Raw genomic sequence first — 20,368 nt, 5'->3', positions numbered from 1 at the left:
ATGCCCACCACACGGACCACCACACGGACCACCACACCGTCCACGCACGTCACCCTGACCCCCGGGCAGGTCGAGGAGTTCGGCGCCGAGCTGGACGCCCTGCGCACCCGCCTCGTCGAGAGCCTCGGCGAGGAGGACGCGGCGTACATCCGCAAGGTCGTCAAAGCCCAGCGCGCCTTCGAGGTCGCCGGCCGGGCGCTGTTCTACCTGCCGCCGGCCTGGCCGCTCGCCGTCGCCGCGCTGAGCATCAGCAAGATCCTCGACAACATGGAGATCGGCCACAACGTCATGCACGGCCAGTACGACTGGATGGGTGACCCGGCGCTGAACTCCAGGATGTATGAGTGGGACACGATGTGCCCGAGCGAGCAGTGGAAGTACTCGCACAACTACATCCACCACACCTACACGAACATCCTCGGCAAGGACCGCGACATCGGCTACGGCGTGCTGCGGATGGACGAGGACCAGGAGTGGCGCTCGTACTACCTCGGCAACCCGCTCTACGCCACGCTGCTGATGCTGTTCTTCGAGTGGGGTGTGCTGCTGCACGACCTGGAAATCGAGGAGATCGCGGCCGGCCGGCGCACCTGGGCGGACACCCGGCACCTGCATCGCGGGATGATCCGCAAGGTCCGCAACCAGACGCTGAAGGACTACGTGCTCTTCCCCGCGCTGACCGGGCCGTTCTTCCTGACGACGCTGGTCGGCAACGCGACGGCCAACCTGGTCCGCAACGTGTGGGCGTTCGGGATCATCTTCTGCGGCCACTTCCCGGCCGGGGTGGCGACCTTCACCGAGGAGGAGACCGAGGACGAGACCCGTGGGCGCTGGTACGTCCGGCAGCTGCTCGGCTCCGCCAACATCACCGGCGGCAGGCTGTTCCACGTGCTCACCGGCAACCTGTCGCACCAGATCGAGCACCACCTGTTCCCCGACGTCCCCGCGCGGCGCTACCCGATGATCGCGCCCGAGGTGAAGGCGATCTGCGAGAAGTACGGCCTCGCCTACAACACCGGCCCGCTCTCCCGTCAGCTCGGCAGCGTGGCGCGGAAGATCTGTCGCCTGGCGCTGCCGGGGCGTCGTCGTACGCCGGACACCGTCGCACGCCTCGGCGCTGCTGCCTGACCCGCGACCCGGATCCCCATGGAAAGCGGAGTTGTGGCTACTTGACGTGGTGCCGGCGGGCCGCGGTGTCCCCATAACTCCGCTTTGCATGCGGGGGGCGGGCCGGTCAGCCGAACCGGAGCCGTACGTCGGACAGCCGGAACGAGACGACCGGCCGGCGCCCGTGCAGGTACCCCAGCGGCCCGTCGGCGGCGAAGTCCCAGGAGCCCAGCGCGGGCAGCGTCCTCGCGCTGCCACGGATCGGCGTGACGACCTCGTCGCCCGACTCGCGGAGCTGGGACGTGGTGGCACCGAACGGCGTGCGCAGCAAGGCGGCCCCCGGCGCGGCGGCGAACTGGCCGGACGCCACCTCGGCGTCGTCGACGCGCGCCGCGAACGACGTGTGCGACGTCGGCCCGACCCGGGTCTCCTCCAGGTCGAGGTCGGCGAGGTCCTTGGGGATCGCCCACAGCACCCGGCCGCCGTCGCGCGACGTCGCGGAGTCCACCCAGATGTCGGTGATCCGCATCCTCCGGCGCCGCGCGTCGAGCAGCCGCGCGACCACGAGCTCCCGGTAGGTCAGCGGCCCCGGCTCCTCGTACGAGACGAACGCCGCGCCGTACACACCCGGCGGTCGGTCGGGACGACCGGTCTCGCCGACGCGGAACACCGAGAGCCACATCTGTGCGGACAGCTGCCAGGGCGGGGAGGGGAACGGCACGCACGAAGGATACGGCCGGACCTGTCGCACTAGAACCAGTTCTGGCACCCTTGGGACTCGTCCGTCCACGCACCCAGGGGAGCACGCATGTCCGAGCCGGTCTGCATCATCGGAGCCGGCTCGTCGGGCATCACCGCCGCCCAGGTCCTCACCGCCCGCGGCGTCGACGTCGACGTCTACGAGATGGGCAGCGGCGTCGGCGGCAACTGGCGCTACGGCAACGACAACGGCCTGTCCTCGGCGTACCGCTCGCTGCACATCAACACCTCACGGCAGCTCATGGAGTACGCCGCCTACCCGATGCCCGCGGACCTTCCGGACTACCCGAGCCACTGGCAGATCGCAAGGTACTTCGACGACTTCGTGGACCACTTCGGCCTGCGCGACCGGATCCGGTTCCGCACCGAGGTCGTGAAGGTGGAGCCGGTCGCCGAGTTCGCGTACGACGTCACGGTCCGGTCGCGCAACGAGCACGGCGAGTCGTCCGAGCCGGAGACCCGCAGGTACTCGCACGTGGTCGTCGCCAACGGCCACCACTGGGACCCGCGTTGGCCGGAGCCGTCCTTCCCCGGCGCGGAGGACTTCCCCGGCACACAGATCCACGCGCACTACTACAAGACACCGGAGGTCTTCGAGGGCAAACGCGTGCTGGTGCTCGGGATCGGCAACTCCGCCACCGACATCGCGGTCGAGGCGTCGCTGGTCGCGGAGCGCACCTACCTCGCGATGCGGCGTGGGGCGCACATCGTGCCGAAGTTCGTCTTCGGGGTGCCGACCGACCACCTGACCGACGGCCCGATCGCCCGGATGCCGACCGTGGTGCAGCAGACCACGATGGCCGCGCTGCTGCGGGTGACCCAGGGCAGGATCACCGACTACGGGCTGCCGCGTCCCGACCACCGGGTGCTGCACGCACACCCCACCGTCAGCGACGACCTGCTCACCCGGCTCGGCCACGGCGACCTCACGGTGCTGCCCAACATCGACCGCTTCGAGGGCTCGAAGGTGTTCTTCGTCGACGGGTCCGCCCACGAGGTCGACGTCGTCGTCTACTGCACCGGCTACAAGGTGAGCTTCCCGTTCCTCGACGAACGCGTGGTGCGCGCGGCCGACAACCACGTGGACCTCTACCGCCGCGTCGTGGACCCCGACCACCACGGGTTGTACTTCGTCGGGCTGATCCAGCCGATCGGCGCGATCATGCCGCTCGCCGAGGCGCAGTCGCACTGGGTGGCCGACCTCGTCACCGGCGCGGCGGCGCTGCCGTCGTACGACGAGATGCGACGTCAGATCCGGCAGTACGACGAGGCGATCCGCGCGCGGTTCGTGGCATCGAAGCGGCACACCATCGAGGTGGACTTCGCCAAGTACCGCTCGGAGATCACCCGGGAGCGCCGCGCCGGGCGGGCCCGCGTCACGGCGCGGACTACGGGGCGGACTACGGGGCGGACTACGGGGCAGCCGGCGACGGTTGCCGGGCGACTCCGGTCGTTCGGCCGAGCCCGACGAAGGTGATCAGGCCGCCGGCCACGAGCAGCCCCGCCGAGATGAGCATCGCGCTCCGGTAGCCGGCCTGGAACACCTCGGGCTGGGCGTAGTCGGCGCCGGCGAGCCCGACCAGCGCGGGCAGCGCCGCGACGGCCAGCAGCGAGCCGGTGCGGGCGACAGCGTTGTTGATGCCGCTGGCGACTCCGGCGAACCGGTCCGGCGCGGCCGCCAGCACGCTTGTCGTCAGCGGTGCCACGAGCGCGACGAGCCCCAGCGAGAACACGGACATGCCCGGCAGCACGTCGAGCCAGTAGTTCGCGTCGGCGCCGAGGGGCACCAGCATCAGCGCGCCGACGCCGCAGACGATCGGCCCTAGGGACATCTGCAGCCGCGGGCCGATCCGCGCCGCGAGCTCGCCCGACTTTGAGGAACCGAAAAGCATGAACAGGGTGATCGGCAGCGTGGCGAAGCCGGCCTGCCACGGCGTGTAGCCGGAGACGACCTGCAGCTGCAGCACCAGGAAGAACGTCATCGCGCCGAGCGCCCCATAGACGAGCAGCGTCATTGCGTTGGCCACGCTGAACATCCGGGACCGGAACAGGTGCAACGGCATCAGTGGGTGCGGGCTGCGCGACTCCACGAGCAGGAACGCCGCGAGCGCGAGGGTGCCACCGACTCCGAAGAGCAGTGCGTAGGGAGACGAGACCTCGATCAGGGCGAAGGTCACACCGCCCAGGCCGAGCACCCCGAGCGCCGAGCCGGTGAGGTCGTAGCCGTGGGGGGCGTCGGGGTCGAGGCTCTCCGGGACGTGCCGGACCCCGACGTACACGATGAGCGCCGCGATCGGCACGTTGACGAGGAAGATCCAGCGCCAGGTGGAGACCTCCACCACCCAGCCGCCGAGCACCGGACCGACGGCGGCGGCGACGCCGCCCAGGCCGGCCCACTGGCCGATCACCTTGCCGCGGTCCTGCGGGGCGAACGAGGCCTGGATGATCGCCAGGCTTCCCGGCGTGAGCAGCGCCCCGCCGACGCCCTGGGCGAGCCGGGCCAGCACCAGCTGGTCGGCGGTCTGCGCGACGGCGCAGAGCAGCGACGCCGCGCCGAACCAGGCGATGCCGATCAGGAACACCCGGCGCCGTCCCCACCGGTCGCCGAGCCCGCCGCCGACGAGGATCAGCGAGGCGAGCGTGAGCAGGTAGGCGTTGACCACCCACTGCAGCTGTGCCATCTCCGCACCGAGGTCGGCGCCGATCGCGGGCAGCGCCACGTTGACGACCGAGCCGTCGAGGATCGCGATGCCCGAGCCGAGGATGGCGGCGAGCAGGACCCACCGGCCGGCGGGCGTGCCGGAGCGGATGAACGGCTCGCCGGTGCCCTGGCAGCCCCCGGTGGTCACGGTCATGTCGAGGGTCCGACCGCGCGGGTGTAGCGCATCTCGGTCGGGTGCGGCGGCCACGGCGCCTCGCGGCGTTCGGGCGCGGGGCGCCAGCCGAGGTGCTCGTAGAGCCGGCGCGCCCGGTGGTTCTCCTCCAGGCACCACAACGACGCGGTCGTGCAGCCGCGCAGCTCCAGCGCCCGCAGCACGGCCTCGATCGCCGTCGAGGCGAGGCCGTTGCCCCAGTGGGCGGGGTGCACCGCGAGGTGCCGCAGCGTGGTGTCGTCGTACGCCGCGAGCACGATCAGGGTGCCGTGCTCCGGCGCCGGAGCGACGAGCACCGACACCGACGGGTCGTCGAGCACCAGGCTCCACCGCGCGAGCACGGCGTCGTCGGGGAACGGGTACCGCTCGGGCGGGAAGACGTGACCGAGTGCGGCCAGGCTGGCCTCGCGCTCGAGGTCGCGGAGCGCGGCCAGGTCGTCCGGGGTCGCCTCCCGGAATGCCGTCGACACCCGGTCATCGTGACACCCGGCACTGACAACGGTCGAGCCGGTTGGACGGCAGCCAAGACAATTAACAGTCAGGCTTGACTGTTTGTTTCGCAGGTCCCAGGATGGCCCGGTGACCACCGCCCAGGCCAACGGCCGCGTCCCGCAGGGCGAGCGCACCCGGGCCATGCGCCAGCGGCTCCTCGACGCGACCGTCGAGTGCCTGGTGGAGCGCGGCTGGAGCGGTACGTCGACCACGCTGGTGTCGCAGCGAGCCGGGGTGAGCCGCGGCGCGCAGCTGCACCACTTCCCGAGCAAGAACGCGCTGGTGCTGGCGGCGGTCGAGCACCTCTCGGAGGTCCGCGGGGTGGAGCTGCGCGCCGCCGCCGACGGCCTGCCCTCGGGCCGGCGTCGCACCCGTGCGGTGCTCGGCGTGCTGGCCGACCACTTCACCAGCCCGGTGTTCACCGCGGCCCTCGAGCTGTGGGTCGCCGGCCGCACCGATCCCGCGCTGCACGAGGCCGTCGGCCCGCTCGAGCAGCGCATCGGCCGCGAGACCCATCGCTACACCGTGGAGCTCCTCGGAGTCGACGAGTCGCAACCGGGCATGCGCGAGCTGGTGCAGGCCACCCTCGACCTGGTTCGCGGGCTCGGGCTGGCCAACACGATCACCGACGACACCGCTCGTCGTGGCCGGATCCTCGACGAGTGGGCGCGGGTGCTCGACGCCCGACTGTCCGGTGGTCGAGCCCGTCGAGACTCGTCTGCGACGGCGCTCCGTGAATCACCCCATAAGTCGCAGACGAATCGTTCGAGGAGCCGTGGATGAGCAAGCTGGACGAGGTGCTCGCGGACCTGCGGGCCGAGGGTGACCAGCTAGACGACCTGGTGGCCGGGCTCGACGGCAGCGACACTGGCGGCTGGCGTACGCCGACCCCGGCGGCCGGCTGGGATATCGCCCACCAGATCGCGCACCTGGCCTGGACCGACGAGACCGCGGTCAAGGCGGCCACCGACAAGGACGCGTGGGACGCCAGCGTGCTGGCCGCGCTCGCCGACCCCGACGGGTTCGTGGACGTCGAGGCGGCCCGCGGCGCGGCCGCCCCGCACGACGAGCTGCTGCACCGCTGGCGCACTGCCCGGGCCGAGCTGGAGAAGGCGCTGCGTGACTACCCGAGCGGCGAGAAGCTGCCCTGGTACGGCCCGCCGATGAGCCCGACCTCGATGGCGACCGCCCGGTTCATGGAGACCTGGGCGCACGCCCGCGACGTCGCCGACGCGCTCGGCGTCGAGCTGCCCCGCGCGGACCGGGTGCGCCACGTGGTGCACCTCGGGATCCGCACTCGAGGCTTCGCGTTCGCCGGCCGCGGTCTCGAGGTGCCGAGCGAGCCGATCCACGTCTCCCTGGTCCTGCCCGGCGGCGGGGTGCACGAGGACGGTCCCGCCGACGCGGCGCAGTCGGTGCGCGGTTCGGCGTACGACTTCGCCCTGCTCGTCACCCAGCGCGTGCACCGAGCCGACACCGACCTCGTCGCCGTAGGTCCGGACGCCGACCGGTGGCTCGACATCGCCCAGGCGTTCGCCGGACCCACCGGCGAGGGCCGGCCGCCCCGGGACGCCCGATGACGCTCCGGGTCGGGAACTGCAGTGGCTTCTACGGGGACCGCCTCTCCGCCATGCGGGAGATGCTGGAGCCGCCTGCGGGGCCGGCGCTCGACGTGCTCACCGGCGACTACCTCGCCGAGCTCACGATGCTGATCCTCGGCAAGGACCAGCTCAAGGACCCCACGCTCGGCTACGCCCGCACGTTCGTGCGCCAGGTCGAGGACTGCCTCGGGCTCGCGCTCGAGAGCGGTGTCCGGATCGTCTCCAACGCCGGCGGCCTCAACCCACGCGGCCTCGCGGAGCGGGTGGCCGAGGTGGCGAAGGGGCTCGGGCTGTCGCCGGCGATCGCGTACGTGCACGGCGACGACCTGCGGCCCCGGATCGACGACCTGGGATTGGTCGACGACCGGTTCGGCCGGCCGCTGACGGCCAACGCCTACCTGGGCGCCAGTGCGATCGCGGAGGCGCTCGTCGCGGGAGCGGACGTCGTGGTCACCGGCCGGGTCACCGACGCGTCCGTCGTCGTGGGGCCGGCGATCGCGCACTTCGGCTGGGAGATGACGGAGTACGACGCGCTGGCCGGCGCCACCGTCGCGGGGCACGTCGTCGAGTGCGGCACCCAGGCGACGGGCGGGAACTTCTCCGGCTTCCGCGACCTGGTCGCCTCCGGGGGGACCGAGCCGCTCGGCTTCCCGGTTGCCGAGATCGAGGCCGACGGCTCGTGCGTCATCACCAAGCACGCCGGCACCGGGGGCGCGGTCACGGTCGACACGGTGACGGCCCAGCTGATGTACGAGGTGCAGGGTCCGACCTACGTCGGCCCCGACGTCAGCACGCACCTCGACAGCATCCGGCTCGACGACGACGGCCCCGACCGCGTCCGGGTCACCGGGGTGCGCGGGTCCGCGCCGCCCCAGGCGCTCAAGGTGTGCCTGAACTTCCTCGGCGGCTACCGCAACAGCGCCGAGCTGGTGCTCACCGGGCTCGACATCGACGCCAAGGCGGAGTGGGCCAAGGCACAGGTCGAGACCGCGCTGGCGGGGCGCCGGCCCGCCGACCTGGAGTGGTCGCTCGCCCGCACCGAGCACGCCGACGCCGACACCGAGGAGGCCGCCTCCTGCCTGCTCCGGGTGACCGTCCGCGACGCCGACCAGGCCCTCGTCGGCAAGGGCTTCACGGCCCCGCTCGTTGAGCTCGCCCTCGGTTCCTACCCCGGCTTCACCCTCACCGCGCCCCCCGCACCCGCGACCCCCTATGCCGTCTACCGCCCCGGCTACGTCCCCCGCGACGCCGTCGCCCCGAGCGCCACCTTCGTCACCGGCCCCACCGGCGAGGAGTCAGGTACTCAGGCCCCTCACCGGCGTGTCGCTGCACCGGTGACCCCTCGCGCGGCCGTGGGACAGGCACCGACCTCCGACGTCCCGGACGGGCCGACGAGACGGGCGCCGCTGGGGCTGGTCGCGCACGCCCGCTCCGGCGACAAGGGCGGCGACGCGAACGTCGGCCTGTGGGCGATCGACGCCGCCCGCCGCCCGGACCGGGTGGCCTGGTTGCTCGCGACCCTCACCCCGGACGTCGTACGACGGCTGGTGCCGGAGGCCGCGGAGCTCGACGTCGAGGTGCACCCCCTGGCCAACCTGGGCGGCGTCAACGTGGTGCTGCACGGCCTGCTGGCTGACGGGGTGGCGGCTTCGAGCCGGTTCGACCCGCAGGCCAAGGCGTTGGGCGAGTGGCTGCGGTCCCGGCACCTCGACATCCCGGAGGGGGTTCTTCGCGAGGAAGGCGAGCGAGGTACGAGCAAGCGACCGAGCGGAGGCAGGTCACAGTGAGCGGGTTCTGGACCGACGAGCAGAAGGCGCTGCGCGAGTCGGCGCGGGCGTTCGTGCGCACCGAGGTCGCGCCGCACCTGCAGGCGTGGGAGGACGCCGGCGAGGTCCCGCGCGACCTGCACCTGAAGGCCGCGAAGCTCGGGCTGCTCGGGCTCGGAGTCCCGGAGGAGTACGGCGGCAGTGGCGGCACGTTCCTCGACGCGCTCGCGGTGTCCGAGGCGTTCACCGACGCCGGCGCGTCGAGCGGGCTGCTGGCCGCACTGTTCACCGGCGGCATCGCGCTGCCACACATCATCGCGTCCGGCAACGCCGACCTGATCGACCGGTTCGTGCGGCCGACCCTGGCCGGCGAGGCGATCGGCGCGCTCGCGATCACCGAGCCGGGCGGCGGCTCCGACGTCGCCGCCCTGCGCACCACCGCACGACGCGAGCGCGACGCCTACGTCGTCGACGGTGCGAAGACGTTCATCACCTCGGGCGTGCGCGCCGACTTCGTGACGACGGCTGTGCGCACCGGTGGCCCCGGTTATGGCGGGATCAGCCTGCTGGTGATCGAGAAGGGGCTGCCCGGCTTCGAGGTGACCCGGGCCTTGGCGAAGATGGGCTGGCACTGCTCCGACACCGCCGAGCTGTCGTTCACCGACGTGCGGGTGCCGGCGGTCAACCTCGTGGGCGAGGAGAACGGCGGGTTCGCGCAGATCGCGCAGGCGTTCGTGGTCGAGCGGCTCGCGCTCGCCGCGCACGGGTACGGGATCGCCCAGCGCGCGCTCGACCTCGCCGCGTCGTACTGCCGCGAACGGGAGACGTTCGGCCGCCCGCTGCTCGCCAACCAGGTGGTGCGGCACCGGCTCGTCGAGATGCACCGCCGGGTCGACGTGGCGCGCACCTACACGCGTCAGGTCGCGCGCCGTTTCGTCGACGGGGAGGACCCGCTGGCGGAGGCCCTGCACGCCAAGGCGACCGCCGTCGAGTGCGCCGAGTGGGTGGTCAGCCAGGCCGTCCAGCTGTTCGGTGGCAGCGGCTACATGCACGGGACCGAGGTCGAGCGGCACTACCGCGACGCCCGGATCCTCGGAATCGGAGGAGGAGCCACCGAGGTGCTGACCGACCTGAACGCCAAGCTCCTGGGGTATGCCGTTTGGTCCCCAACGACAGGCCCCGACCCCCAAGACCTGCCGTTGGGGACCAAACCGCAAGCATCGGGGGCCGCGTCATGAGCAACAGGGCCGCGATGCTCGAGAAGCTGGCCGCCCTCGACGCCGAACACGCCAAGGCGGTCGCCGGAGGCGGTGAGAAGTACGTCGAGCGGCACCGCAGTCGCGGCAAGCTCACCGCCCGAGAGCGCATCGAGCTGCTCGTCGACGAAGGGTCGGCGTTCCTCGAGCTATCCCCGCTCGCGGGCTGGGGGTCCGACTTCGCGGTCGGCGCATCGGTGGTGACCGGCATCGGCGTCGTGGAGGGCGTCGAGTGCATGGTGATCGCCAACGACCCGACCGTGCGTGGCGGCGCGAGCAACCCGTGGACGTTGAAGAAGGTGCAGCGCGCGGCTCAGATCGCCCGCGAGAACCGTCTGCCGAGCATCAACCTCGTCGAGTCCGGGGGCGCGGACCTGCCCACCCAGAAGGAGATCTTCATCCCGGGCGGGGCCCTGTTCCGCGGGCTGACCCAGGCGTCCGCGGCCAGGACGCCGACGATCGCGCTGGTGTTCGGCAACTCCACCGCGGGCGGCGCCTACGTGCCGGGCATGAGCGACTACGTCGTGATGGTGAAGGAGCAGGCGAAGGTGTTCCTCGGCGGCCCGCCGCTGGTGAAGATGGCGACCGGTGAGGAGTCCGACGACGAGTCGCTCGGCGGTGCCGAGATGCACGCGCGCACGTCCGGCCTCGCCGACTACCTCGCGGTCGACGAGCCCGACGCGATCCGGCTCGGCAGGCGGATCGTGGCGCGGCTCAACTGGCGCAAGGCCGTCGCCGCGCCGGCCGCGGCGTACGCCGAACCCGATCACGATCCCGACGAGCTGCTCGACCTGATCCCCGAGGACCTGAAGGAGCCGTTCGACCCGCGCGAGGTGATCGCAAGGCTCTGCGACGGGGTCGGGTCCGGCAACGAGATCGCGTTCGACGAGTTCAAGCCGCTCTACGGGCCGTCGCTCGTGACCGGCTGGGCCAAGGTGCACGGCCGGCAGATCGGCATCCTGGCGAACGCCCAGGGCGTGCTGTTCAGCGAGGAGTCGCAGAAGGCGGCCCAGTTCATCCAGCTCGCCAACCAGATCGACGTACCCCTGCTCTTCCTGCACAACACCACCGGCTACATGGTCGGCAAGGAGTACGAGCAGGGCGGCATCATCAAGCACGGCGCGATGATGATCAACGCGGTCAGCAACTCCACCGTGCCGCACCTCTCGATCATGATGGGCGCGTCGTACGGCGCCGGCAACTACGGCATGTGCGGCCGCGCCTACGACCCGCGGTTCCTCTTCACCTGGCCGTCGGCGAAGTCCGCCGTGATGGGGCCGGCCCAGCTCGCCGGCGTGCTGTCGATCGTCGCGCGTCAGGCGGCCGAGGCGAAGGGCCAGCCCTACGACGACGAGGGCGACGCGCAGATGCGGGCCTTCGTCGAGCAGTCGGTCGAGGAGCAGAGCCTGCCGTTCTTCCTGTCCGGGATGGTGTACGACGACGGCGTGATCGACCCGCGCGACACCCGCACCGTGCTCGGCATCTGCCTGTCAGTCATCGAGAACGCACCGATCGAGGGCACCGACCGCTTCGGTGTCTTCCGGATGTAACGCGGTGGTCGAGCCCGTCGAGACCTGCCAGGAGAGGGAGATCGTGACCATCCAGAGACTGCTCGTCGCCAACCGCGGCGAGATCGCCTCGCGTGTGTTCGCCAGCTGCCGCCGGCTCGGCATCGGCACGGTGGCCGTGCACGCCGACGCCGACGCCGGCCTGCCGTACGTCGCCGAGGCCGACCTCGCCGTACGCCTTCCCGGCGACAGCCCCGCGGACACCTACCTGCGCCCCGACCTGCTCGTCGAAGCCGCGCTCGCGGCCGGGGCCGACGCGGTGCACCCCGGCTACGGCTTCCTGTCGGAGAACGCCGCCTTCGCACGGAAGGTCATCGACGCCGGTCTCGCCTGGGTCGGCCCGGACCCGGAGTCGATCGAGCTGATGGGCTCGAAGGTCGAGGCCAAGAAGCGGATGGCCGACGCCGGCGTACCCCTGCTCGCCGACCTCGACCCGGCGGCCGTCTCCGACGCCGACCTGCCGGTGCTCGTCAAGGCCTCCGCCGGGGGTGGCGGGCGCGGCATGCGGGTCGTGCGCGACCTCGGCGACCTGCCCGGCGCCGTCGAGGCGGCATCCGCCGAGGCGCTCTCCGCGTTCGGCGACGGGACGGTCTTCGTCGAGCGCTTCGTCGAGCACGGCCGGCACGTCGAGGTGCAGGTCGTGGGGGACGCCGAGGGCGTCGTCGTCTTCGGCGACCGGGACTGTTCGGTGCAGCGCCGCCACCAGAAGGTCGTCGAGGAGGCACCTGCGCCGGGGCTCACCGACACGACCCGGCGCGCGCTGCACGCCGCCGCCCGCGCCGCTGCCGAGGCGATCGGCTACCGCGGGGCCGGCACCGTCGAGTTCCTGCTCGACCCGGCCGACGAGCAGTTCTGGTTCTTGGAGATGAACACCCGGTTGCAGGTCGAGCACCCGGTCACCGAGCTGGTGCACGGCGTCGACCTGGTCGAGCAGCAGCTCCGCGTGGCCGAGGGGTCACTCGTGCAGCGCCACGCCGGTGAGGTGCCTGAAGTTCTGACTCCTCGCGGGCATGCGATGGAGGCGCGGCTCTACGCCGAGGACCCGTCGCGCGACTGGCAGCCGCAGAGCGGTGTGCTGACCGCGTTCGATTTCCCGGTGCTGCCGGGCGTGCGTGTGGATGCCGGGTACGCCGAGGGCAGCACCGTCACGACGCACTACGACGCGATGCTGGCCAAGGTGGTCGCGCACGCGCCGACCCGGGACGAGGCGGTCCGGCTGCTCGCGAGCGTGCTGGCCGGCGCCCGGATCCACGGCGTGGCCACCAACCGCGACCTGTTGCTCCGGGTGCTGCGGGCCGAGGCGTTCCGCGCCGGCGACGTGAGCACCGACCTCCTCGACCGGCACGGGCTGCTGCTGGGCCAGGAGCCCGAGCGCGACCACGTCGCCCTCAGCGCCTTCGCGGCGGCCGTCGCGCTGGCCGAGCACGGTGCCGCCACGCGCGTGGTGCAGCGCGGCATCCCCGTCGGTTGGCGCAACGTGGTGTCCTCGCCGCACACGACGCTGTTCGGGCACCGCGGCGGCGAGGTCGTCGTGGCGTGGCTCGGCGGAGCAGGCTACGCATCGGCCGACGGCACCATGACCGTCGTCGAAGCGTCCCCGACGACCGTGGTGGTCGGGCGCCACGGCGTGCGGCACCGCTGTGCGGTCGCCGTGACCGAGCGCTCCGTCGACGTCGACTCCGCACTCGGGCACATCGCGCTTCGTCGTACCCCGCGCTTCGTCGACCCAGCCGACCAGGTCGCGTCGGGCTCGCTGCTCGCCCCGATGCCCGGGTCGGTCGTCAGCGTCTCGGTCACACCGGGCGCCGAGGTCGGCGCCGGGCAGCCGGTGCTCGTGCTCGAGGCGATGAAGATGCAGCACACCGTCACCGCGCCGCACGCCGGCGTCGTGTCCGAGATCAACGTCTCCGTCGGCGACCAGGTCGCCGCCGGGGACGTCCTGGCCGTCGTAGAGGAAGAGGACCGATGACCGATACAGTGCAGCCCGCGTTCAGCGAGAGCGAGGAGCGGCGAGCGCTTCGACAGGCGGTGGCGAAGCTGGCCAGCGGCTACGGCCGGGACTACTTCGTGCAGCAGGCGCGCAGCGGCGGGAAGACCACTGACCTGTGGTTGGAGATCGGCAAGCACGGCTACCTCGGGATCAACATCCCCGAGGAGTACGGCGGGGGTGGCGGCGGCATCGGCGACGTGGCGGCTGTCTGCGAGGAGCTCGCGGCGCAGGGCTGCCCGCTGCTGATGATGGTGGTCTCGCCCGCGATCTGCGGCACGGTCATCAGCCGCTTCGGCACCGACGAGCAGAAGCGGCGGTGGCTGCCCGGGATCGCCGACGGGACCGCCACCATGGCGTTCGCGATCACCGAGCCCGACGCCGGCACCAACTCCCACAACATCACCACCACCGCGCGCCGTACCGAGGCGGGCTGGGTGCTCGACGGCCGCAAGATCTACATCTCAGGCGTCGACGAGGCCGACAACGTGCTCGTGGTCGCCCGCACCGAGGACGCGCGCAGCGGCAGGCTCAAGCCCTGCCTGTTCGTCGTGCCCACCGACGCTCCCGGCTTCGAGTACCAGCCGATCGCGATGGAGATCGTCAGCCCCGAGCAGCAGTTCACCGTCTTCATCGACGACGTGAGACTGCCGGCCGACGCACTGGTCGGCGACGAGGATGCGGGCCTGGTCCAGCTGTTCGCGGGCCTCAACCCGGAGCGGATCATGGCGGCGTCGTTCTCCACCGGTCTGGCCCGTTACGCCCTCGACAAGGCGGTCGCCTACGTGAAGCAGCGCGAGGTCTTCGGTGCCCCGATCGGCACCCACCAGGGACTCGCGCACCCGCTGGCGCAGTCGAAGATCGAGATCGAGCTGGCCCGGCTGATGACCCAGAAGGCGGCCGCGCTGCACGACGCGGGCGACGACGTGGGTTCGGGGGAGGCGGCGAACATGGCGAAGTACGCCGCCGCGGAGGCGGCCTGCGACGCCGCCGACCGGGCCGTCCAGGCACACGGCGGCAACGGGATCACCCAGGAGTACGGTGTGGCCGGTTTGCTGGTCGCCGCCCGGGCCGGCCGGATCGCCCCGGTCACGCGGGAGATGATCCTGAACTACGTGGGCATGCACTCGCTGGGCCTGCCGAAGTCCTACTGAGGGAGAACACGTGAGCGACGAGTACGACGAGCTGGTCCACTACCGCGTCGACGACCACGTCGCGAGCCTGGTGCTGGACAGCCAGCACAACCGCAACGCGCTGTCGAAGCAGCTCGTCGGGGAGCTGCTCGCGGGGCTCGAGCGTGCCGAGGCCGATGACGACGTGAAGGTCGTGCTGATCCGGGCCGACGGCCGCACGTTCTGCTCCGGCGCGGACCTCTCCGAGGCCAGCGGGGAGGGCATGGAGAAGGCCGCTGGGGTGCTGGTCGACCTGCAGCGCCGGATCGCCACCCTCGCCAAGCCGGTGGTCGCTCGGGTGCACGGCAGCGTCCGGGCCGGCGGCATCGGCATCGTGGCCGCGGCCGACATCGCGGTCAGCGCGACCGACGCGACGTACGCCTTCACCGAGGTCCGTCTCGGCCTCACGCCCGCAGCGATCTCGCTGTCGGTGCTGCCGCGGATGACCGACCGTGGAGCGGCGCTGACGTTCCTGACCGGCGAGGTGTTCGACGGCCGCGCCGCGGAGAGGCACGGCCTGGTCACGCTGGCCGTGCACGAGGACGAGCTCAACAGCGAGGTGGACGAGATCTGCGCCTCGCTCGCCAAGGGCAACCCGCAGGGACTGCGTGAGACCAAGGCCCTGGTCGGCCGGCCGCTCGTCGAGCGGATCGACCGTCACGGTGCCGACCTGGCCGCCCTGTCGGCGCGGCTGTTCGGTTCCGACGAGGCGAAGGCCGCGATGCTCGCGTTCCTGAACCGGAAGAAGGGCTGAGGCCTCAGCCGGCACGCAGCCGCGGGGTCCACGGGTGCGGCGAGCGGTTGCCGAACCGCGGCGCCCCGGAGTTGTCGATGATCTCGTCGCCGTCGCGCTGCATCACCGACGCGCCGAACCGGAGCTGCACCCAGTCCGGGTCGCCGAGGCACGATCGCGGGACGGCCACCCGCAGGTGGTCGGCGGCGTAGTCGATCCGGATGCCGACCGGGCAGGCGTGCTTCCTCTCCTGGAACAGGAAGCCGGCGCGGTCCCGCCCGGTCGCCATGACCGTGAACGTCTCCCGGCCGCTCGGCGTACGCGTCTCGACGCCGGCGAACAACGTCCCGGCCCGCGCCAGCTCGACGAACGACGCCCGGACCACGACCCGGTCGTCGCGGTGGTCGAACCGGGTGCGGACGACGTCGGCGTACCGGCGTCCCGGGGCCGGAACGGAGACGTCGGAGTCCCACAGGACCCGCGACAGGTCGTCGCGACGGTCGGGCTGCACGTGCTCCTGCGCGGCTGCCGGCCCTGCCGGGACGAGGATGCACGCCGCTGCGGTGCCGGCAGCGGCGAGACGGATGGAGTTGCGCACGATTTCCCCCTTGGTCAGTCGGCGCCCACCTCCGGGCGCCCTCAGGGGATGAGGTTGGTGGCTGTCCGCGTGATACTTGGCGCATGAGAAGCGATGCCTCCCTGGTCGAGGAGTACCTCGACGAGCTGCCCGCCGAGCGCCGTGAGGCGATCAGCGCCGTCCGCGACGTGGTCAACGAGCACCTCCCGGAGGGGTACGACGAGGTGATCGCCTCCGGGATGATCAGCTGGGTCATCCCGCTCGAGGACTACCCCGACACCTACAACGGGCAACCGCTCGGGGTGGCCGCGCTCGCGTCCCAGAAGAACTACATGTCGCTCTACCTGCTGGGCGTCTACGCCGACGAGGGACTCGAGGAGTGGTTCCGGCAGCAGTACGACGAGCGGGGGCTCAAGCTCGACATGGGCAAGTCGTGCGTGCGCTTCAAGCGGCTCGACCAGGTGCCGCTCGACGTGATCGGAGAGGTGATCCGAAGGGTGCCGCCCGACGCCTACATCGCCCGGTACGAAGCCTCCCGCGCGGCGACCGCCAAGGGCCGCTGACCGTCGTACCCCCACCGATGTCGGTAGCTCGACCGTGATCTGGGGACCACCCCCGAGCTACCGATATCGGTAGCCGAACCGTGACGTGGGGACCACGCGACGCATACCGACATCGGAGGGCAGAGGACGGTCAGGGGCCGAGCTCCTTCTTCTCGTAGGCCCGGATCTCGTCGATCACGATCGTGGAGAGCGGCGAGTCCAGCTCCCGGTGGTCCCAGGCGGTGTCCTTGATCCGGGACACCAGCTCTCGCAGCGCCGCGGTCTCGTGGCGCATCCGGTCGAGCGAGGCCGCGTCGACCGCGGACTGGCCGGCGGCGTTGCGACCCATCGAGAAACCGGCGACGCCGGCGACGACCACGAGGAGGAGCAGGATCATCGGTGTCATGGCGGGCTCCCTGCGACACAGCACCCGGACGGTGTACTTGCAGATTAGGCCACGCCGGAAAACCCCGGGGCCCGCTGCGCGACGGCCGAGGGTTCACCGGCATGACCTTCCGGGCCCCGGTCACCCGCACCGTGTCGGGAAACCCGCCGAGGGCGCTCGGTCACGGTTGTAGGATTACCGACTTGCCTGATTCGCACACCCGCAGCACCCAGGAACGGTGAACGACTTGTCCGTCGATGTCGCACGCGACGACGTAGCCCTGCAGGAGATCGCCTCCGAGCAGGAGTTCGTCGACCGCGTCTACCGGCAGCTCGAGCTGTCGACCCAGCAGGCCCAGGCGCTCGCCAAGGAGGGCTACGGCCGCGGCAGCCTCGGCCACGAGGGCGGTCTCGTCGAGCGGGACGCGATGGTGTTCCAGGCGGCCAAGCGGATCGCCACCCTCAACGCCGCCCACGAGGGGCTGGTGTTCGGGCGGCTCGACCTCGACGACTCCATCAGCCAGGGCGACGGTCCCCGCTACGTCGGCCGGATCGGCCTGCGTGACGAGAACCGCGACTCGATGCTGGTCGACTGGCGCGCACCGGCCGCGGCCGTCTTCTACCAGGCTACGGCGGCGGACCCCCAGGGCGTCGTACGACGGCGCGTCCTGCGGTGCGCGGGCGCCAGGGTGACCGCCGTGGAGGACGACCTCCTCGACCCCGACCACCCGGCCGCAGACGCCCTGCCGGTGGTCGGCGAGGGCGCCCTGATGGCGCAGCTGTCCCGGGCGCGCGACCGCACCATGCACTCCATCGTGGCCACCATCCAGGCCGAGCAGGACCTGGCGATCCGGGCGCCCAGCAAGGGCGTCGTCACCATCACCGGGGGTCCCGGCACCGGCAAGACCGTGGTCGCGCTGCACCGTGCGGCGTACCTGCTCTACTCCGACCGCCGCCGCTACGAGACCGGCGGCGTGCTGGTCGTGGGTCCGTCGGGCGTCTTCATGCGCTACATCGAGCGGGTGCTGCCGTCGCTCGGCGAGACCGCGGTGGCGCTGCGGTCGCTGGGCGAGGTGGTCGACGGCGTGAAGGGCACCCGCCACGACGCCCCGGCCGTCGCCGACGTCAAGGGCGCCGCCCGGATGGCCGAGCTGATGCGCCGGGCCGCACGGCAGGCCGTCCCCGGAGCGCCGCGCGAGTTCCGGGTCTTCTACCGCGACGACACCCTGGTGCTGTCCGGTCGGGACCTCAACCGGCTCCGCCGGCAGCTGCTCTCGCAGGGCAAGCGCAACCGGCAGATCCCGCGGGTCGCCGCAACACTGCTCGACGCGCTCTGGCGGCAGGTCCGCGGCGAGCGTGGCCGCGAGCGCGGCAAGGAGGAGTTCGTCGACACGATGCTGGGCGACTCGGCATTCGTCGAGTTCGCGCTGTCCTGGTGGCCGGCCCTCGACGCGACCGACGTGCTCGGCTGGTTGCGCGACCCCGAGCTGCTCGGCCGGGTCGGCGAGGGGGTGCTGAGCCACGACGAGCTGGCGCTGCTCAGCAAGTCGTGGAAGGACCGCGACGGGGGCGACTGGTCGGTCGAGGACGTCGCGCTCCTCGACGAGGTGCGCTACCTGCTCGGCGACGCCCCGGAGCACCCCCACGAGGACGACCCGCTGGCGCACCTGGTCGACGAGAACATGCCCGAGCTGACCACGATCACCGACCGGGAGTTCTCCCGCGGCCGTGCGATGACACGCACGGAGGACGACGGCTACGCGCACGTGCTGGTCGACGAGGCGCAGGACCTCACCCCGATGCAATGGCGGATGGTCGGCCGGCGCGGGCGCGCCGCGACCTGGACCATCGTCGGCGACCCGGCGCAGTCCTCCTGGCCGGTGCCGGCCGAGGCCGCCGCGGCGCGGGAGGAGGCGCTCGGCGACAAGGCCCGTCACGACTTCCACCTGTCGACCAACTACCGCAACAGCAAGGAGATCTACGACTTCGCCGCGGCGTACGCCGGGCGCGTGGGTCTCGACGCCGACCTGCCCAACGCGGTGCGGTCGACCGGGATAGCCCCGGAGGAGCGCCGCGTGGACGACCTCCACGGCGGGGTGCGCGCGGCGGTCACCGAGCTCGCCGGGGGAGTCGAGGGCACGATCGCGGTCGTGGTCCCCGTCGACCGGCGCGCCGAGGTCACCGGCTGGCTCGAGTCCTGGCCCGAGTTCGCGGGCGCCATCCGCGGCGAGGGTCGCAACGACGCCCGGATCGTCGTGCTCACCGGACTCGACACCAAGGGCCTCGAGTTCGACGGCATCGTCGTCGTGCAGCCCGACGAGATCGAGCGGGAGTCGGCCACCGGTCGGTCCACCCTGTACGTCGTGCTGACCCGGGCCACCCAGCGGATGGTCACCGTCAGCGCCTGATACGCCGGGCCGGTGCGGCGCCGTGGCGTCGTAGGCTTCCGGCCATGGCCGATGCCGCGACGACGCCCCGGGCCGCGCTCGACGCGGTGATGGGACACGAGGCGTGGGCCCTGATCCGCCGGTCGACCCGGGTCGGGGACCGCGACACCATCGGGCTGGTCGGCGGCCGGCCCTGGGTGGCGGAGTCGATCCTCGACATCCCTCTGGAGGAGGGTCCGCCGGAGCTCGGCCGCCGGTGCGACCGCCTGGTCGCGGTGCCGTTCCGCCAGGTCACCGAGCGCGGCTTCGAGGCCCATGACGACGGCACCCCGCTGGTGGTCGTCGACGTCGAGGACGAGTGGGAGATCTCGGTCGCCGAGGCTCTCGAGCTGCTCCCCGACGTACCTGTCGAGTTCACCGACCGTGGTGGTTTCGACGTCGACGACGACAAGTACGCCAAGACCGTCGAGGCGATCATCGACGACGAGATCGGCTGCGGCGAGGGCGCCAACCTGGTGGTCGGGCGGCACTACCGCGCCGTCCTCGCCGACTGGACGCCGGACGTCGCGCTGACCGTGTACCGGCGGCTGCTGGAGCGTGAGCGCGGCGCCTACTGGACCTTCCTGTTCTTCACCGGCGACCGCTACCTCGTCGGCGCCAGCCCCGAGCGGCACGTCAGCGTGCACGGCGGCCCCGACGGCGGGGACGTCCGGATGAACCCGATCAGCGGCACCTTCCGGCTGCCGGCCAGCCCGGTCACCAGCCCGGACGGGGAGCCGGCCGCGGACCTCAGGCGTGACCTGCTGGCGTTCCTGCGCGACGAGAAGGAGATCTACGAGCTCTTCATGGTCGTCGACGAGGAGCTGAAGATGATGTGCGACATCTGCCACGAGGGTGGCCAGGTGCTCGGACCCTTCCTCAAGCCGATGACCCACCTGATCCACACCGAGTACCTCCTCGCCGGCCGCAGCGACCGCGACCCCCGCGAGATCCTGCGCGACACGATGTACGCCGCCACGGTGACCGGCTCGCCGGTGGAGAACGCGTGCCGGCTGATCAAGCAGTACGAGCCGGAGGGCCGCGGCTACTACGGCGCCGCGCTCGCGGTGATCGGCCGGGACGAAGACGGGCTGCCGATCATCGACAGCCCGATCGTGATCCGCA

Annotated in this window: 18 protein-coding genes; 13 read left to right on the top strand and 5 right to left on the bottom strand. The window is 71.8% G+C overall.

Annotation, left to right across the window (positions count from 1 at the left end; genetic code table 11):
• Nucleotides 1-1,128, top strand: coding sequence for an acyl-CoA desaturase (locus tag VFH10_RS10705; RefSeq protein ID WP_325128317.1), 1,128 nt, complete (start codon nt 1-3; stop codon nt 1,126-1,128).
• A 106-nt stretch (nt 1,129-1,234) separates the two neighbouring features.
• Here the strand turns inward: VFH10_RS10705 and VFH10_RS10700 are convergent, their stop codons facing one another.
• Nucleotides 1,235-1,828 (bottom strand): hypothetical protein, encoded by a 594-nt coding sequence (locus VFH10_RS10700; RefSeq protein ID WP_325128315.1) that lies wholly within the window; start codon nt 1,826-1,828, stop codon nt 1,235-1,237.
• 87 nt (nt 1,829-1,915) lie between these two features.
• Here VFH10_RS10700 and VFH10_RS10695 point away from each other — a divergent pair, with 87 nt between their 5' ends.
• Nucleotides 1,916-3,343, top strand: coding sequence for a flavin-containing monooxygenase (locus VFH10_RS10695; protein ID WP_325128313.1), 1,428 nt, complete (start codon nt 1,916-1,918; stop codon nt 3,341-3,343).
• On the opposite strand, the gene VFH10_RS10690 is transcribed toward VFH10_RS10695, so the two are convergent.
• Nucleotides 3,279-4,721, bottom strand: coding sequence for an MFS transporter (locus VFH10_RS10690; protein WP_325128312.1), 1,443 nt, complete (start codon nt 4,719-4,721; stop codon nt 3,279-3,281). The two genes, VFH10_RS10695 and VFH10_RS10690, sit on opposite strands and share 65 nt — an antisense overlap.
• Nucleotides 4,718-5,209: a GNAT family N-acetyltransferase gene (locus VFH10_RS10685; RefSeq protein WP_325128310.1), complete on the bottom strand. Its 492-nt coding sequence runs from the start codon at nt 5,207-5,209 to the stop codon at nt 4,718-4,720. The genes VFH10_RS10690 and VFH10_RS10685 overlap by 4 nt, the downstream gene beginning before the upstream one ends.
• A gap of 109 nt (nt 5,210-5,318) precedes the next feature.
• On the opposite strand from VFH10_RS10685, the gene VFH10_RS10680 reads away from it, so the two are divergent.
• The 8 genes from VFH10_RS10680 to VFH10_RS10645 are packed head-to-tail and all read left to right on the top strand — an operon-like array spanning nt 5,319 to nt 15,335.
• Nucleotides 5,319-6,014 carry a TetR/AcrR family transcriptional regulator gene (locus tag VFH10_RS10680; protein ID WP_325128308.1) on the top strand — a complete coding sequence of 232 codons (696 nt, stop codon included), beginning with the start codon at nt 5,319-5,321 and terminating at the stop codon, nt 6,012-6,014.
• Nucleotides 6,011-6,811: a TIGR03084 family metal-binding protein gene (locus VFH10_RS10675; RefSeq protein ID WP_325128306.1), complete on the top strand. Its 801-nt coding sequence runs from the start codon at nt 6,011-6,013 to the stop codon at nt 6,809-6,811. Before VFH10_RS10680 ends, VFH10_RS10675 begins: the two co-directional genes overlap by 4 nt.
• On the top strand, nt 6,808-8,619 hold the full coding sequence (locus tag VFH10_RS10670; RefSeq protein ID WP_325128305.1) for an acyclic terpene utilization AtuA family protein: 1,812 nt from the start codon (nt 6,808-6,810) through the stop codon (nt 8,617-8,619). The genes VFH10_RS10675 and VFH10_RS10670 overlap by 4 nt, the downstream gene beginning before the upstream one ends.
• Entirely contained in the window at nt 8,616-9,836 is a 1,221-nt protein-coding gene (locus tag VFH10_RS10665) for an acyl-CoA dehydrogenase family protein (protein WP_325128302.1), read from the top strand. Before VFH10_RS10670 ends, VFH10_RS10665 begins: the two co-directional genes overlap by 4 nt.
• Entirely contained in the window at nt 9,833-11,404 is a 1,572-nt protein-coding gene (locus VFH10_RS10660) for an acyl-CoA carboxylase subunit beta (protein WP_325128300.1), read from the top strand. Before VFH10_RS10665 ends, VFH10_RS10660 begins: the two co-directional genes overlap by 4 nt.
• 43 nt (nt 11,405-11,447) lie before the next feature.
• Nucleotides 11,448-13,391, top strand: a complete 1,944-nt coding sequence (locus tag VFH10_RS10655; RefSeq protein ID WP_325128298.1) for an acetyl/propionyl/methylcrotonyl-CoA carboxylase subunit alpha — start codon at nt 11,448-11,450, stop codon at nt 13,389-13,391.
• Nucleotides 13,388-14,563, top strand: a complete 1,176-nt coding sequence (locus VFH10_RS10650) for an acyl-CoA dehydrogenase family protein (protein ID WP_325128296.1) — start codon at nt 13,388-13,390, stop codon at nt 14,561-14,563. The genes VFH10_RS10655 and VFH10_RS10650 overlap by 4 nt, the downstream gene beginning before the upstream one ends.
• Nucleotides 14,564-14,573: 10 nt before the next feature.
• Nucleotides 14,574-15,335, top strand: coding sequence for an enoyl-CoA hydratase-related protein (locus tag VFH10_RS10645; protein WP_325128294.1), 762 nt, complete (start codon nt 14,574-14,576; stop codon nt 15,333-15,335).
• A gap of 4 nt (nt 15,336-15,339) precedes the next feature.
• Here VFH10_RS10645 and VFH10_RS10640 read toward each other — a convergent pair whose 3' ends face one another.
• Complete coding sequence (locus tag VFH10_RS10640; protein WP_325128292.1) at nt 15,340-15,912, bottom strand: hypothetical protein; 573 nt, start codon at nt 15,910-15,912, stop codon at nt 15,340-15,342.
• A gap of 83 nt (nt 15,913-15,995) precedes the next feature.
• Here VFH10_RS10640 and VFH10_RS10635 point away from each other — a divergent pair, with 83 nt between their 5' ends.
• On the top strand, nt 15,996-16,454 hold the full coding sequence (locus VFH10_RS10635; protein ID WP_325128290.1) for a DUF1801 domain-containing protein: 459 nt from the start codon (nt 15,996-15,998) through the stop codon (nt 16,452-16,454).
• A 130-nt stretch (nt 16,455-16,584) separates the two neighbouring features.
• On the opposite strand, the gene VFH10_RS10630 is transcribed toward VFH10_RS10635, so the two are convergent.
• On the bottom strand, nt 16,585-16,839 hold the full coding sequence (locus VFH10_RS10630; protein ID WP_325128288.1) for a hypothetical protein: 255 nt from the start codon (nt 16,837-16,839) through the stop codon (nt 16,585-16,587).
• 217 nt (nt 16,840-17,056) lie between these two features.
• Here VFH10_RS10630 and VFH10_RS10625 point away from each other — a divergent pair, with 217 nt between their 5' ends.
• Both VFH10_RS10625 and VFH10_RS10620 read left to right on the top strand, forming a co-directional pair.
• Nucleotides 17,057-19,225 (top strand): HelD family protein, encoded by a 2,169-nt coding sequence (locus tag VFH10_RS10625; protein WP_325128286.1) that lies wholly within the window; start codon nt 17,057-17,059, stop codon nt 19,223-19,225.
• Between the two features lie 44 nt (nt 19,226-19,269).
• On the top strand, nt 19,270-20,368 hold a 1,099-nt coding region (locus VFH10_RS10620; RefSeq protein ID WP_325128284.1), incomplete at its 3' end, for a chorismate-binding protein.

Source organism: Nocardioides sp., from assembly GCF_035697785.1.
GTDB lineage: Bacteria > Actinomycetota > Actinomycetes > Propionibacteriales > Nocardioidaceae > Nocardioides_B.
Note: the sequence above shows the minus strand (reverse complement) of the source record. Positions and strands in the feature narration are given on the sequence as shown.